This is a genomic window from Halobellus clavatus (genome assembly GCF_900107195.1).
Classification (GTDB): domain Archaea; phylum Halobacteriota; class Halobacteria; order Halobacteriales; family Haloferacaceae; genus Haloquadratum; species Haloquadratum clavatum.
Map to the genome: position 1 here is coordinate 29,354 of NZ_FNPB01000005.1, position 13,629 is coordinate 42,982.

Here is a 13,629-nt window from a genome sequence, read left to right on the forward strand (position 1 = left end):
CGTATCCCACAGCCTTTTGCAGAACCGCGGTGACTGCCGGCTGTGGTCTCGATTACGCTGGCGACGCTCGTGGTCTTCCTCGTCGTCCTCGGTGCGCTCACGCTCTTCGTGATCGAGCCGGTCCCGGTCGACGTCACCGCACTGGGCGTGTTGGTCTCGCTGGTGCTGATCCAGCCGGCCTCGGCGATCGCTGCGGGCTACGGACTGCTCTCGGAGCCGATCGTCCTCTTCGCCGACTACCCGGCCGACGCGCTGTCCGGTTTTTCGAGCACGGCCACGCTGACGGTACTCGCGATGTTCATCCTCAGCGAGGGCGTCCAGCGGACGGGCGTGATCCAGCGCCTCGGCGCGATGATCGCTTCGTTTACGGGCGACAGCGTCGATCGCCAACTCGGCGCGACGATCGGCGTCGTCGCGCCGATCTCGGGGTTCATCAACAACACCGCTGCGGTCGCGATCCTTCTCCCGATGGTGACAGATCTCGCCGAGCGGGGCGGGACGTCGCCGTCGAAGCTTCTCCTCGCGCTCTCGTACGCGTCGATGTTCGGCGGCACGCTCACGTTGATCGGCACCTCGACGAACATCCTCGCCTCAGAGCTGTCCGGGCGACTCATCGGGCGATCGTTCACGATGTTCGAGTTCACGCAACTCGGAATCGTGGTGTCGATCGTCGGGGCCGCGTACCTGTTGACGGTCGGGAAGTGGCTGACGCCCGAGCGGATCCCACCGCGACAGGACCTCACCGAGGAGTTCGAGATGGGCGAGTACCTGACGGAGGTCGTCGTGCGCGAGGACTCGCCGCTCGTCGGCCAGCAGGTCCAGCGCGCACTCGTCGAGACCGACTTCGACGTCGATCTGATTCAACTGATCCGCGGAGAAGAGATCTTCTTAGAGCCGCTCGGCCCCAAGCAGATTCAGGCGGGCGACGTCTTCGCGCTCCGGACCGATCGCGACACCCTCGTCGATCTGCTCGACGTCGAGGGTCTCTCTATCGTGCCGATCGCCGTTGACGAGGACGAACTCGAAGCGGGCGAATCCAGACAGAACCTCGTCGAAGTCGTGATCTCGCCGGGATCGTCGCTGGTCGGGGAATCGCTCGTCTCAGCGAGCTTCCGGCAGCGGTACAATGCGACGGTGCTCGCGCTTCGACGCGGCCAGGAACTCATCCGCCGCCGGATGGACGACGTCACGCTCCGAGTTGGTGATACGCTACTCGTCCAGGCGACGGCCGACAGCGTCGAGCGACTGGACGCGAACCGCGATTTCATCGTCGCCCAGGAGATCGAGACGCACGACTACCGTGCGTCGAAGACCCCAGTCGCGGTGGGGATCGTTCTCGCCGTCGTCGGACTCGCGGCGCTCGACGTGCTTCCGATCGTCGTCGCCGCGCTCGCGGGCGCGCTCGCAATGGTTGTGACGCGGTGTCTCCGACCGCCGGAACTCTACGAGGCCGTCCAGTGGGACGTGGTGTTCCTCCTCGCCGGGGTGATCCCGCTCGGGGTCGCCTTAGAGACGTCCGGCGGCGCGGCGCTTCTGGCAGATCTGGTCGTGGCCAGTGGAAACTTCCTCCCGATCGCCGGTGTCCTCGCGGTGTTCTACCTCCTGACCGCGCTCTTGACGAACGTGATCTCGAACAACGCGAGCGTCGTGCTGATGATCCCTGTCGCCGTCGAGGCCGCACAGGTACTTGGCGCGAACCCCTTCTCGTTCGTGCTGGCCGTCACCTTCGCGGCGTCGACGGCGTTTATGACGCCGGTCGGATATCAGACGAACCTCTTCGTCTACGGTCCCGGGGGGTACCGATTCAGCGATTACCTCCGGGTCGGCGGCCCGTTGCAGTTGGTCCTGGGGATCGTCACCACTATCGGCATCGTGGTCATCTGGGGGCTCTGAACGGCCGATCGCGCGACCGCCGGCCGAACGAAATCCTTTACTCGGTGTCGGGTCGACGTAGAGGTGCGGGACCGTGGGTTAGCCTGGTATACTTCGGGCCTTGGGTGCCCGTGACCCCGGTTCGAATCCGGGCGGTCCCATACTCATTACGCATATACCGGATGAAATCTCCGGTTTTAGCGGCCGTACGAGGTGGTCGCGATGATGCGCCTCGACGCCGAGGCGCAGCCTCGTTACTGTGACAACTGCGGCGCTCGCGTCACCCACGACTTCCGCCGTGCCTACGGTGATAGTATCGGCGTCGCCCACCGCCGCCGCGACTGTGATACTGCCGTCCGGATTCAGCAAGGGTCCGCCGCCGGGCACGACCGCAGCAGGCCTGATGCGTAGAAGAGTTCGGGCCCGGGATCTTCGATACCGCTCGACGTCCAGCCGACTGGATTACCGATGTGGTTGATCGAAAACAGTCCGGCACTTGAACCGCCTGCTCGTCCGCCTCGACGCGCGTACCGGTGCAGTCCAGTGGGCGACGCAGGCGCTACTCACGTTATTTCACGATTTTATGGCCGAAACAGCCGTGAGAGCCTGCGTGCGAAACTACTGCTAACTGTACTTGTAGACTCTGTTTATTCTACACCAATAGAGATATACTTTCCACAGACAGGACACTCCTCACCGACATATTGATAATGGGCACCTTTCTCATCCTTCTTGTCCGTGGAACTGACCAGTCTCACCTCTTCACCCGAGTCAATAGTGAATTGAACTCTGCCACTACACCCTTGCCGCTCACACTGCACGTCTTTCAGTGCCATATTTGGGGTGTAGTTGTATAAAATATAAATATGTCGATACACCAATATTTCAAAATCGGGTTTTATTTGTATTTAAGATGTAGGCTCCCTGTACTGACCGATCCCTACGTTACCTGTACTGACCGATGCGTTAGTCACCTGAACTAACTGTGTCCCATTCAGGTGTAGACTCTCTTCTATGCCACCCAGATTCAAAATAGATGGTCCGGTTTGGTCGCCTCCCGGGTCATCTTTCTGCTGTGCGCCGGCATTGTCGCAAGACGCCGACAAATATCGAGCCGGAGGGTTCGAGATCGGCGAACAGGACTCCCGCGCTCGTTCCGCCGATGCCGACGAACACGTAGCCGCGAGCCTCCTGCCGAAGGCGTCGATGGTGCCTCTCCCACAATCGCACCCGGGCAGCGCGCCTCGACAACAAGCACGCTTTCACATCCACGGTCGCCCGTCACTCCACCGAGCATCGTTCCGGCTCGTGTGATCGACGTCGGTCGTCCGTCTCTCCGCAGTCAGTGAGTTCGTGATGATCCTCCGGCGGAGAGTCACTCAGAGCGTCGGTACTACATCCCGGAAAGGATCCCGCCGTCGACGGCGAGCGCCGCCCCGTGAATGAACGACGCCTCGTCGCTGGCCAGGAACGCTGCGATCTCACCGATCTCCTCCGCCTCGGCGTACCGCCCCGCCGGCGTCTCCGCCGCGAGATCGGCGAGTTCGTCGAGCATATCGTCGGTCATCCCGGTGGCCACGAACCCCGGGCAGATCGCGTTCGCGCGGATCTCGGGGCCGTGCTTGTTCGCGAGCGCCTTCGTGAAGCCGACGAGTCCGTGCTTGGAGGCGGTATACGCCGGTCCGCCACCCCCGCCGGACCGCCCAGCGACTGAGGCGGTGTTGATCACCACGCCCTCGTCGTCGCCGGCGAGCAGTGCCGGAAGCGCCGCCTTCGTCAGCAGAAACGGGCCGTCGAGATTGACACCGAGGACGTCGAACCACCGCTCTCTGGACAGTTCCTCCAGCGACTGGTCGCCGTCGAAGACGCCGGCGTTGTTGCAGAGAACGTCGATCGTCCCGTACTCGTCGCGGGCCGCTTCGACGACTTCTCCCACACAGGTTTCGTCGGCGACGTCGCCGTAGACGCCGATGGCGTCCCCGCCGCCCGCGACGATGTCGTCGGCCACGCGCGTGACGCCCGCCTCGTCAACATCTACGGCCACAACGTTTGCGCCCCGCACCGCGAACTCGCGGGCCATCGCCTCGCCCATTCCGGACGCTGCTCCCGTCACCACGGCGACGCTCGTCTCGATTCGGACCATACTCTGCCCCCCGATGGCGTTCGGGTAAAGGCTTGGGTGGACAACGAACCGATCGCGGCGTCACACACTCATAGTGTTTACTCTCACTTTTTACCGCCGAGCGCCACCCCCGTTGGCAGCGCCCGGCGGTAAGAGATGAGAGTAAACACTATCAGGAGTCGATACTCGGCTGCGCCGAGTCCGGGACGGCGCGGGCCGGCTCGAAAGACCTATATATTCGTTGTGGGGATGCGGCCGCCCGCCGAACAGCCCCGGATCGTTCACCAGCCTTCCGTGCGCACCGGTAACGTATGTCTACGGAGTCCGACTCCGCGACATCCGCCGCATTGACCGACGGAAACTGGGAAGCCGGCGTTCTCGGTGGGATCACCGGAGCCGCAGCGATGGGCATTCTGGTGCTCGTGATGAATTCTCCGACCCTCGCCGTCGCCATCCCCTCGCTGTACGGACTGGCGCCGCCGCCGAGTGCGGGCGCTGGACTCGTCGTGCACCTCTCACACGGCGCGGTTCTCGGGGTCGTCTTCGCGACCGGGATGGCCGTCCTGGGCACGCCATCCGTCCGAACCGTCGTGGCCGCCGGCCTCGGCTGGGGAGTCGTCACCTGGGTAGGTCTCGCCGCCGTCGTGATGCCGGTCTGGCTCTCCGTTGTCGGGTCCCCCGCCTCGCCGCCGTTCCCCAACTTCGCACCGCCTTCGCTGCTGTGGCACGCCGTCTACGGAGTCGTTCTCGGCGGGGTCTACGCGGTGACGCGAACCCGCGTGTAGTCGCCGAACGGAAACCTATCGTCAGGGGTTGCGTCTGGGCGCCTCGACGGCAGCGAAACGGCGCTGCGGGGACAGTCCATCGCCGTTCTCGCCGCCCCCGTCACTGCCCCGGATTTCCGAATCCACGGTCCCCCGTGGTCTACGCGACGAGTGCGACTGACACCTCGGGGTCGTCGAGACCGAGCACCGCTTCGAGGATGGCGGCCGCGACCGAACGCGGAGCGACGAACCGACACCGACGCCGCCTCACCGGAATATCTGCTGGTCGCGCTCACCATCCCGATCGCGATCGGGGATCGCCTCGATCTTCTCGCGGCTGATCGCGTCGAGTTCCGCCACTGCGTCCTCGACCCAGCCGGCGAAGCCGGACAGCAGGCGTTCTCGAACGACCTGCTCGGGGACTGGCGTGTACACGTACACGTGACCGCCCTGTCTGAGCAACCGCCGTTCGCGTTCGACCACGCCGATCTCCACGAGATCAACGAGGTGGCGCGCGATCACGCTCCGATCGAATTCGAGCCGATCTGCCAGTTCTGCGACGGTCACGCCGTCGTGTTCCATCACGCAGAGGCAGACATCCAGTTCCGTTTCGCCGATGCCGAACACGGTTTCGAGGAGGACTTCGACCGCCGGTTCGATCGGTGGCTGGGTTCCGCTGAGTCGTTCCATCTCTCGGTCGCAACACTCCACTCCGTGGCTCCCGATCGCTACCGTGTCGCAGTCGGGACAGCGTGCTAGGTTGGGCGGCTCGCTTCGGGCCATACTACCCGTGCGAACAGGTCCCACATAGAGATGCTGCGGGTGTCCTGTGACGCTGCACAACCCACGATCGCTCGCTGTGGAATCCGGCCTTCTCCGGCGCTCACTTCCGCACTCGCTCGGGGGTGACCGCCAACACGTAGTCGACGAAGTTGTCGAACACCTGCGTGGTCTGTCGGGCCGCCGCGTCGTTCTCGTCGGTGATCCCGTCAAGGACGGCCTGGAGGTGCTCTTCGGAGAGTTGGTCCTCCTTCCGCCGGGTCACGTGTTCGGCCATCTCACGATCGTACTCGGGATGAAACTGGACCGCGAACGCGTTGCCGCGCCGGAAGCCGTGGATCCCGTAGTCGTTCTTCGCGAAGACGGTGGCCCCCGGCGGCGCCTCGACGACCCGATCGGAGTGGGTGGTGAACGCCACGAACTGCTCGTCGACGCCTTCGAGCAGTTCGTTCTCCCCGTCGTGTTCGATCGTGCGGTATCCGATCTCGTACCCGTCCATCGCCGCGACGCGCCCACCCAACACGTCCGCGAGCAACTGATGGCCGTAGCAGACGCCCAGCGTCGGGATGCCAGCTTTGACCGCGTCGCCGACCCAACTCTTCAGCCGCGCGATCCACTCACGATCCCAGTAGACGGAGGCCCACGAACCGGTGACCACGACACCGTCGTAGTGCAGCGTCTCGGGGAACTCACCCGAGGGCGCGTGAAACTCCACGAGGTCGACGTCGAGGACGCGCCGGAAGTTCGCTCTCGTCTCCGCTGCGGACTGTGCCGCGTTCAACAGGGCGATTCGTGGCTGATCTGCGGGCGGTTTCGGGCGTCGAACGCCGGGGCCCGCCCGTCTCGACGCGACCGCGTCTGTGTCACTTCGTTCGTCGCTCGGCTCGGAGTCGTCTGATGCTGTCATGTATCGCGAAGGTGTCGGATCAATCGGCGTCGATCGAACTCGTCTGGTACACGTCCTGTTCGAGCCGCGCCGCGGCGTCGAGCCGCAGGTCCCGGGCGGCCGCCGGCGTCAGTTCCTCGCCGCGGTCGATTCGTGGCGCGAGCGGGTCGTACGCCTCGACCTCGAACCCCAGTCGATCCAGGTACCGCCGCAATCGCTCGGAATCGAGTCCCTCCTGAATCGCGTCGTCGACGTGCTTCAGCACTGTCGGGAAGTCCGGGAGGAGCAGCGCCTCGTCGGTCAGCCCGCCGCGCTCGCCCTCGATGCGCACCGCTTTCTCTCGGACCTGCGCAGTCAGCGAGGCCAACCGATCGGCCAATCGAACGACCTGTGACGGGAGCGCCGTGTCCGGGGACCGCCACTCGACTGTCCCGAACCGGTCGCGGGGCTGAATCGGCGTCCACACCGCGCTCTCGGGGTCGAAATTCGCTTCGACCGTCCGGCGATCGATCCCGGCGTCCATCGCCGCCCGGACGAACTCCTCGTACCGCCGTTCGAGCCGCCGGGTCCACTCGGCTCGCTCGTCGATGTATCGCCACAGTTGCCCCTGGTGTGGAACCGTCTCGTAGGCGCGCCGCCTATACAGTTCAGAGCGGGCGCCGCGCGTCAGCCGGCGACCCTGGAAGTACGGCGAGGAGTTGACGAGTGCCAGCGCCGGATCGGCCGCGACGAACGCGTTCACCTGATCAGCCACGCAGCCCGGCTGCTGTTCGATGTGCACGTGCGTGCCCGCACAGTGACGGACGTACCTGAAATCCCGGCCGACGACCTCGTTTTGAATCCGCGTTCGCTCGCTCTCGAACTCCTCGATCTCCTCGCGAGTGGCCGGCGTCGCCAGCGGGACGAGCCGCTTGCCGCGCTCCTCAGCCGCTCGCAGCACGTCTCTGAGGCGATCGAGCAGTTCGGCTCGCAGCGCCGCGGTGGACCGACACGGCGACGTCTTGACCTCCAGCAGCGGGCGGACGAACTCGCGCTCGGCGCCCTCCGTCGCTGAGACCAGCGCTCCGGGCGTTGTCAGCCGCCCCTCCTCGTCGACGACCCAGTACTCCGCTTCGATGCTCCGCGGGATGGACGGTGATTCGTGGGGTGGCACAGTCGATTCGTTCGGGGTTCTGCTGTCCAGTGGTGCACCGCCGGTCGCTCGGTCTCCGGGGGGTCGTTGTTCTGGTGTGGTACCAACTACCACGTTCGTTGACCAGTACTTCCCAATATATTATAAATCCTCCGCAAACGAGGATGCGAACGTGTATTTGTAATCGAAAAACAGGGACAAACGCGTACTGATATCGGCTCTTCGTGCCCAGATATGCTATTCGACAACCGTTCCCTCAACGGACGGCGAAACCGACCTGGGAACGGGGCTCGCGGGAGCGCATCCGCCTCACAGCTTCTCGAGCCGTTGGGCCTGACTCGCTCGCTGTCGCGCCTGGTCGACGCGGTTTCGTGCCGCGTTCTGCAGCGGGTCCGGGACCACGTCGGCCGCCGCCTCAATCTGCTCGGCGAGACGGTCAAGCGCCCCCTCGGCCGCCTGCAGTTGCTGATCCGCTCCCGCTCGGTCACCGCCCCTGGCGTTTTCGGCCGCCCGCGTCGCCGCCTCGACGACGGCGCCGAACGCGGTGAGCAGCCCCTGAAGCGCGTTCGCCTGGCCTCCTTCCTCGAGCACGGAGCCGATATCGCTGTCCGCCAGTTCCTGCAGTTCCGCCTGCGTCTCACCCGCCACTGACGCGACGAACTCCGCCAGCGACGCCTTCCCGGTGGTGGGGCGCTCGATTCGGACCCCCGCGTCGTCCTCGGGGTCCGGATTCACCCGGAACGCGCCGATCGCACCGTCCGCGTCTCGAACTTCAGTCGTGTACGCCCCGTCGCGGTGCACGTAGACCGCGTCCGACCCCGACAGTGGCGACTCATAGAGGCGTCCGGCGAAGTCATCCTCGACCGCGAGGTCGGTCAGGTCGGCGTCGGTGCCGTCGGCGTCGACTTCCAGCTTTCGGGCGTTCTCACGCGCCACGAGCGGGATCTCGCCCCCGACCCCGCCGATGGTGATCCGCTCGCCGGGAGCCTGCACCGTGTCCCCGTTCGGCGTATTCGACGCTTCGGCCGTGGGGTTCGTCTCCGCTGTCGTCGACTGCATTGTCGCCGTCGAGGACTCGGCACGCTCCGTCGTCTCACGGGTGGCGGATCCGGCGGTCGTCTCGTCCGCCGTCTCCGCCGTATTCGTCGCGCTTTCGCCGACTGCGATCCGTTCGCTGTGCGGGGCCTGCCCCGCCGCGTTGACCGTCAGTCGGTGTTCGCCCGCTTCGACGTCTCGGGCCACGGCGACACCGTGAAACGTCGGGACCGCTTCGGGCTCGCTCTCCAGCAGGGCGACGGCCTCGACGCTGGTCTCCTGGGTCGCCAGCCCCTCGCCCTCGGGCGCGTCGTCGGCCGTGACGGCCTCTGTGACGCGCGAGACGACCGTGTTGATCGGGGCCGCATCGCCGATGGCGTCGTACCGGTCGGCCAGCGCTGACCGGTGTGTGGGATCGGTGATATCCGCGGCGGGGTTCTCGTATCGGGGCTGTCCCCAGGGCGCGCCGGTCGTTGTGATGTGGCTCGCGAACGCGTCTTCGGCGAACTCCGGGATCGCGAACTCGAAGCTCAACTGCGGGCCGGTGAAGTCGACGATGTGTTCGATTTCGCTCGTCGGGACGAGTTCGTAGGCGTGTTCGTTGGGCGACGCATCGTCTTCGGATCCGGTGTCATCACCGCGCTGCGTCTGGTGCCGGAAGATCACGCCCGTCGCTCGCGGCGGCAGGTCCGTGGGCGGCGACGAGAGCGAATCGAAGGACCGGACGGTCAGTGCCGGCGGGACCAGCGACTCTCGCTCGACGTTCGGGAGGCGCTCGTGCTCGTATATCGGCGTTCCCTCGTACTCGGGGACGAGATACGGGAGCCGTGCTCCCTCGTCGCGCGGGAGGCCGTAGGCGAGCGGCAGTTCGGCGATGTCCTGGAGCGTGGTGACGGCGGAGTTGGTGATGTCCGCGAGGAGATCCGGACTGGGCAGTCGCTGAAACGCGTCGAGCTCATCGTTGATCGAGAGCGCGCTGGAGTGCGAGCCGAGCTCCGAAAGCAACCGCGGGACGGTCTCGGGGTCGGGATCGAGGAACTCGTTGTTCGGCACCGCTCGGGAGTGCGAACTCGCGACGAACAACTGCGGCTCGTCGGTGTCGGTGTCGACGAACACGTGGAGGGTCTCCCAGTCGTGCCAGTGGAAGTTCGTCGTGAACTGATCGAACGCCGAGTAGAGCCAGAACTGCACGACTGCGAGCGGAGAGTCCTCGTACTCGACGGCGTTGTAGAAGACCGTCGGGTTCGGCGGTTCCTCGGTCGAGTCGTAGCGCTCGTGATAGCCGTCGAGCGCGTCGAACCCGTCGACGATCGTGGATCCGTCCTGTTGGCTCGTGTACGGTCGGGGATCCGTCGGGAGCCACGACTCCGCGGCGTCGAAGTACAGCGTCGGTGCGAACCGCTCGGCGAGTTCCCGGGCGAGGGATTCGTCGGTGGCCGTCGTCTCACTGTCGCTTTCACGTTGCGTGAACGAACAGCCGGCGATCGAAGCGGTCCCGGCACTCCCGACCGCGGCGAGCAGCGTCCGGCGGTCGAGCGTCAGATCGTCGGTCATTCGAGGACGCCCGCTCCGCTGGTTCGGTCCGTCACCGGAGCACGGTCACTTCCACGCCTCGCGCAGGAATACCAGTGCGCCACCGATCATCGTCAGGTTGCCGAAGAACGCCAGACGCTCGCCGCTTCTCGAGTCCTCGTCGGCGTTCCAGAAGTCGTGCATCGTCGCAGTCACGACGGTGAGGAACGTGACGGTCGCGCCCGTCGCGATCCGCGGGACGCGCCAGAGGGCGACCCCGATGCCGGCGACGAGCATCATCCCGGACGCGAAGGGCGCGGCGATCTCTGGCATCGGGACGCCGGCGGACTCGGCGTACTCGATGTTCTCTTCCATGTCTCGAAAGTCCTCGGAGGCCTGGAGGGCGAGTCCGAGTCCCAACAGCACTCGTCCGAGTCGCGAGGGCGCGTCGCGGTCGGCGGCCTGTGCGGCTGAGTCGGCGTCGTCGGTCATATCCACGTTCACTCGCGCGCCGCGGAAAAGCGTTCGGCCCCGGACGCCCGGCCGCCCGCTCGGACCTTCCCCTTCCGACAGGGTATTGTCGACGGCCGTCACACCACCGGTATGACCGTCGAGCCTGGTGACGAGATCGCCGTCGAGTACGTCGGGCGATTCGAGGACGGGACCGTCTTCGGGACCTCGAAGTACGAGATCGCGATCGAGCACGACCTGGCAGACGAGCGCGAGGCCGATCCAGACTCGTATGGGCCACTCACCTTCGTCGTCGGCGACGGGCAGGTCATCGAGGGCCTCGACGAGGCCGTCCGCGGGATGGCCGTCGGCGAGTCCGACACCGTCCGGGTGCCGCCGGAGGCAGCCTACGGCGAAGTCCGCGAGGACCGGATCCGCGAGTACGACGCGGAGACGTTCGAGTCGATGGTCGGTGAATCGCCGGAAGTCGGCCTCCACGTCCACGCGGAGAACGGCCTGCACGGTGACGTCGTCGCCGTCCGCGAGGACACCGTCGAAGTGGATTTCAACCACGAACTCGCGGGTCGGACGCTCACCTTCGAGATCGAGGTCGTCGATCCGCCGTCGGTCTGACTCGGCGTCCACGGGGCGTCGATAGGGCTCGGCGGGGCGTCGATCCGGCGTCGACGGGGTTCGGCGGGGCGTCGATCCGGCGTCGACGAAGCGTCGATCCGGTCGGATACCACCCCGACGACCACTCGGCCCCGACCGAATTCGACCGTCGACGGGCCGAAGGGCGTCCGGCGAGCGTTCAAATACGGTGACGGCACCACTCCTCCCCGTGCCCGAACGTCCCGAAACTATCCCGATCTCACACCTCGCCCGCGCCGCGTACTGTCCTCGACAGCTCTACTACGCGCGCCGCGACGACGACTTCGAGCCACCGGCACGCGTCGCCGCCGTCCGCGACCTCGCGTTCGCGTACGAAGACCTCCGCACGACGAGCGACGAGGCCCTCGCCGACCGGCCGATCGAGGTCTCGCCCGCGACCTACCGCGCGAACCTCGCTGTGCTCGCCGAGCGCGAAGACTACGACGCGCTCGTCGATCCGGGGGTCCGCGACGCGTTCCTCCGCGGACGAGACTGTCACGGGATCGCGCACAAACTCCTCGGCGTCGCGCCCGACCCCGACGACTCGGTGACGGAGGCCTCTGCGGAGACGCCACCGCCGACGCCGACGATCGTCTCGCCCGGGACGCCGCCGCCGCGCGGCGTCTGGGAGCCCCAACGAGTCCGGGCCGTGGCCGTCGCGAAGGCACTGTCTTGGGAGTATCGCCGACCGATCCCGCGTGCGCTCGTCGAGTATCCGACGCACGGTATCGTTCGGACGGTCAGACTGACGACACGGAACAAGAGCGCCTATCGCAGAGTGCTCTGGACGGTCCGCTCGATGTCGGGGGTGCCTGCCCGGACCGACGAGACCTCGAAGTGCGACGCCTGCGAGTATCGCGAGACCTGCGGGACGAAAACCCGCTCGCTGAAGACGCTGCTGGGACTGGGGTGAGCCGACCGTCGACCGCTACGCCTCGACGTCGGGCTCGGTCCCGGTCTCGTCGGTGAGCCACGCCACGATCGCGTCGGCCATCGCCCCCCGGCGGTGAACGACGTTCCGCTCGGGGTCGACGACCGTGCTCTCGGTGCCCGGTGCGGGCCCGTCGTCGACGACCGCGCCGACGGACTCACGGAGCGATGCATCCAACTCCGCGATCTGTGTCACGCTCGGATCCCCGCTGCGGTTCGCGCTCGTCGCCGTCACGGGGATGGGAGCGACTCGCTCGAACAGCGCCAGCGCGACCTCGTGGTCGGGGATCCGCACGCCGACGCGGTCGCGGCCGGCGGTGACGATGTCCGGCAAGGCCGGGTCGCGCTCGACGACGACGGTGACCGGGCCGGGGAGAAACGCCTGCATAAACTGGATCGCACGCTCACTCGGGCGAGCGTACCGTCGCGCCCCGGCGATCGTCGGCACGCCGATCGAGAGGGGCTTCGAGCGGTCGCGACCCTTCGTCTCGAAGACGCGTTCGACCGCTGCGGCGTCGCTGGCGTCGGCTCCGAGCCCGTACACCGTTTCCGTCGGGTAGACGACGGGATCGCCGGCTTCGATCGCCGCCGCCGCTCGATCGAGGGCATCGTCGGCTCCTCCGTCCGGTCCCGCGTCGAACTTCGTCATCCGTTCGAAACTTGGCGGTCTGTGGGCAAGAGGCTAGCGGATCGGCCCCTGCAGATCAACTCAGACGTGCTCTGCGATCGCGGCCTCGATCTCGTCGTACTCGGGGAACGCCGGCCACTCGCTCGCGACCCACGCGTACTGGACCGTCCGGTCTTCCTCGAGGAGGAAGACGGCCGGTCTGGGTTCGGTGACGCCGGACATCCCGTCGAGGTCGTGTTCGATCCCGTACGCCTCCGCGACGTCGGCCGCGGGGTCCGAAAAGAGGCGGGCGCCCTCGGCACGCTCCTCGAGGAGCGCCGTGTGTTCGTACGGCGACGAAATCGAGACGCCGACCACCTGGACGTCGTCGGCGAACCCGCGGTCGTCGAACTCGTTCCAGATGTACGTCGTGGGGAACGCGCCGTCCATCGGGTGGAACGTCAAGAGCGTGGGCCCCTCGGCGACGACCGAGGAGAGAGACGCGTCCGTCCAGTACTCCTCGTTTACCAGCGGACGGGTGAAGTCGGGCGCGGTCTCGCCCACGTCCGGGTTGTCGGCCTCGGGAAGCGAGACGACCTCGAAGTCGACCATCAGGCCGCCCCCCCTTCACCGTAGGTGTTCTGCAGGTACTCGACGATGTTCGCCGACTCCGACATCGTCACCCCGGTGTTCTCGTCGACGATCGCCGGTACGCTGCGCTTGCCGGAGACGCGCTTGACGACGTTCCGATCGGAGTGCATCGGCTCGACGAAGCGCGACTGATACGACAGATCGAGATCATTCAGGACGCGAACGACCCGCTCGCAGAACGGGCACGCTTGCAGCCGATACAGAGTGATCTGTGGGTCGGACTCGCTCATATTCGTG

General features: G+C 66.2%; 15 protein-coding genes and 1 tRNA gene. 6 read left to right on the forward strand and 10 right to left on the reverse strand.

Translation table 11 applies throughout. From position 1 onward, the window contains the following. Window positions 1-42: 42 nt before the first annotated feature. From BLU74_RS08620 to BLU74_RS08630, 3 genes are all read left to right on the forward strand, one after another. Window positions 43-1,893, forward strand: a complete 1,851-nt coding sequence (locus BLU74_RS08620) for an SLC13 family permease (RefSeq protein ID WP_089766881.1) — start codon at window positions 43-45, stop codon at window positions 1,891-1,893. A 67-nt stretch (window positions 1,894-1,960) separates the two neighbouring features. Beyond that, window positions 1,961-2,033: transfer RNA gene (locus BLU74_RS08625), tRNA-Pro, on the forward strand. A 64-nt stretch (window positions 2,034-2,097) separates the two neighbouring features. Then, window positions 2,098-2,283 (forward strand): DUF7563 family protein, encoded by a 186-nt coding sequence (locus BLU74_RS08630; RefSeq protein ID WP_217635353.1) that lies wholly within the window; start codon window positions 2,098-2,100, stop codon window positions 2,281-2,283. Window positions 2,284-2,519: 236 nt separating this feature from the next. On the opposite strand, the gene BLU74_RS18440 is transcribed toward BLU74_RS08630, so the two are convergent. Both BLU74_RS18440 and BLU74_RS08635 read right to left on the reverse strand, forming a co-directional pair. Continuing rightward, on the reverse strand, window positions 2,520-2,708 hold the full coding sequence (locus BLU74_RS18440; RefSeq protein WP_139175698.1) for a hypothetical protein: 189 nt from the start codon (window positions 2,706-2,708) through the stop codon (window positions 2,520-2,522). A 557-nt stretch (window positions 2,709-3,265) separates the two neighbouring features. Then, a complete protein-coding gene (locus BLU74_RS08635; protein ID WP_089766882.1) occupies window positions 3,266-4,015 on the reverse strand; it encodes an SDR family NAD(P)-dependent oxidoreductase in 750 nt (249 codons plus the stop codon). Between the two features lie 290 nt (window positions 4,016-4,305). Between BLU74_RS08635 and BLU74_RS08640 the strand changes: the two genes are divergently transcribed. Then, entirely contained in the window at window positions 4,306-4,779 is a 474-nt protein-coding gene (locus BLU74_RS08640; RefSeq protein ID WP_089766883.1) for a DUF6789 family protein, read from the forward strand. Window positions 4,780-5,025: 246 nt separating this feature from the next. Here the strand turns inward: BLU74_RS08640 and BLU74_RS08645 are convergent, their stop codons facing one another. From BLU74_RS08645 to BLU74_RS08665, 5 genes are all read right to left on the reverse strand, one after another. Then, window positions 5,026-5,541, reverse strand: coding sequence for a helix-turn-helix domain-containing protein (locus BLU74_RS08645; protein ID WP_089766884.1), 516 nt, complete (start codon window positions 5,539-5,541; stop codon window positions 5,026-5,028). Window positions 5,542-5,641: 100 nt separating this feature from the next. Then, on the reverse strand, window positions 5,642-6,445 hold the full coding sequence (locus BLU74_RS08650) for a type 1 glutamine amidotransferase (RefSeq protein WP_089766885.1): 804 nt from the start codon (window positions 6,443-6,445) through the stop codon (window positions 5,642-5,644). 19 nt (window positions 6,446-6,464) lie between these two features. Continuing rightward, a complete protein-coding gene (locus tag BLU74_RS08655; protein ID WP_089766886.1) occupies window positions 6,465-7,577 on the reverse strand; it encodes a glutamate-cysteine ligase family protein in 1,113 nt (370 codons plus the stop codon). A 288-nt stretch (window positions 7,578-7,865) separates the two neighbouring features. Beyond that, complete coding sequence (locus tag BLU74_RS08660) at window positions 7,866-10,145, reverse strand: hypothetical protein (RefSeq protein ID WP_089766887.1); 2,280 nt, start codon at window positions 10,143-10,145, stop codon at window positions 7,866-7,868. Window positions 10,146-10,190: 45 nt separating this feature from the next. After that, on the reverse strand, window positions 10,191-10,595 hold the full coding sequence (locus tag BLU74_RS08665; RefSeq protein ID WP_089767101.1) for a DoxX family protein: 405 nt from the start codon (window positions 10,593-10,595) through the stop codon (window positions 10,191-10,193). 111 nt (window positions 10,596-10,706) lie between these two features. Between BLU74_RS08665 and BLU74_RS08670 the strand changes: the two genes are divergently transcribed. Together BLU74_RS08670 and BLU74_RS08675 are read left to right on the forward strand one after the other, a co-directional pair. Continuing rightward, window positions 10,707-11,186, forward strand: a complete 480-nt coding sequence (locus BLU74_RS08670) for an FKBP-type peptidyl-prolyl cis-trans isomerase (RefSeq protein WP_089766888.1) — start codon at window positions 10,707-10,709, stop codon at window positions 11,184-11,186. A 208-nt stretch (window positions 11,187-11,394) separates the two neighbouring features. Then, window positions 11,395-12,117, forward strand: coding sequence for a CRISPR-associated protein Cas4 (locus BLU74_RS08675; protein ID WP_089767102.1), 723 nt, complete (start codon window positions 11,395-11,397; stop codon window positions 12,115-12,117). A 15-nt stretch (window positions 12,118-12,132) separates the two neighbouring features. Here the strand turns inward: BLU74_RS08675 and BLU74_RS08680 are convergent, their stop codons facing one another. The 3 genes from BLU74_RS08680 to BLU74_RS08690 are packed head-to-tail and all read right to left on the reverse strand — an operon-like array spanning window position 12,133 to window position 13,622. Continuing rightward, on the reverse strand, window positions 12,133-12,783 hold the full coding sequence (locus tag BLU74_RS08680; protein ID WP_089766889.1) for an L-threonylcarbamoyladenylate synthase: 651 nt from the start codon (window positions 12,781-12,783) through the stop codon (window positions 12,133-12,135). 60 nt (window positions 12,784-12,843) lie between these two features. Continuing rightward, entirely contained in the window at window positions 12,844-13,353 is a 510-nt protein-coding gene (locus tag BLU74_RS08685; RefSeq protein ID WP_089766890.1) for a redoxin domain-containing protein, read from the reverse strand. Continuing rightward, complete coding sequence (locus tag BLU74_RS08690; protein ID WP_089766891.1) at window positions 13,353-13,622, reverse strand: glutathione S-transferase N-terminal domain-containing protein; 270 nt, start codon at window positions 13,620-13,622, stop codon at window positions 13,353-13,355. The genes BLU74_RS08685 and BLU74_RS08690 overlap by 1 nt, the downstream gene beginning before the upstream one ends. Window positions 13,623-13,629 lie beyond the last annotated feature (7 nt).

Excerpts from the sequence above, each read along its gene's own strand:
- BLU74_RS08630 (WP_217635353.1), top strand. The coding sequence starts at position 2,098 with ATGCGCCTCGACGCCGAGGCGCAGCCTCGTTACTGTGACAACTGCGGC.
- BLU74_RS18440 (WP_139175698.1), bottom strand. The coding sequence starts at position 2,708 with ATGGCACTGAAAGACGTGCAGTGTGAGCGGCAAGGGTGTAGTGGCAGA.
- BLU74_RS08635 (WP_089766882.1), bottom strand. The coding sequence starts at position 4,015 with ATGGTCCGAATCGAGACGAGCGTCGCCGTGGTGACGGGAGCAGCGTCC.
- BLU74_RS08640 (WP_089766883.1), top strand. The coding sequence starts at position 4,306 with ATGTCTACGGAGTCCGACTCCGCGACATCCGCCGCATTGACCGACGGA.
- BLU74_RS08645 (WP_089766884.1), bottom strand. The coding sequence starts at position 5,541 with ATGGCCCGAAGCGAGCCGCCCAACCTAGCACGCTGTCCCGACTGCGAC.
- BLU74_RS08650 (WP_089766885.1), bottom strand. The coding sequence starts at position 6,445 with ATGACAGCATCAGACGACTCCGAGCCGAGCGACGAACGAAGTGACACA.
- BLU74_RS08660 (WP_089766887.1), bottom strand. The coding sequence starts at position 10,145 with ATGACCGACGATCTGACGCTCGACCGCCGGACGCTGCTCGCCGCGGTC.
- BLU74_RS08665 (WP_089767101.1), bottom strand. The coding sequence starts at position 10,595 with ATGACCGACGACGCCGACTCAGCCGCACAGGCCGCCGACCGCGACGCG.
- BLU74_RS08670 (WP_089766888.1), top strand. The coding sequence starts at position 10,707 with ATGACCGTCGAGCCTGGTGACGAGATCGCCGTCGAGTACGTCGGGCGA.
- BLU74_RS08680 (WP_089766889.1), bottom strand. The coding sequence starts at position 12,783 with ATGACGAAGTTCGACGCGGGACCGGACGGAGGAGCCGACGATGCCCTC.
- BLU74_RS08685 (WP_089766890.1), bottom strand. The coding sequence starts at position 13,353 with ATGGTCGACTTCGAGGTCGTCTCGCTTCCCGAGGCCGACAACCCGGAC.
- BLU74_RS08690 (WP_089766891.1), bottom strand. The coding sequence starts at position 13,622 with ATGAGCGAGTCCGACCCACAGATCACTCTGTATCGGCTGCAAGCGTGC.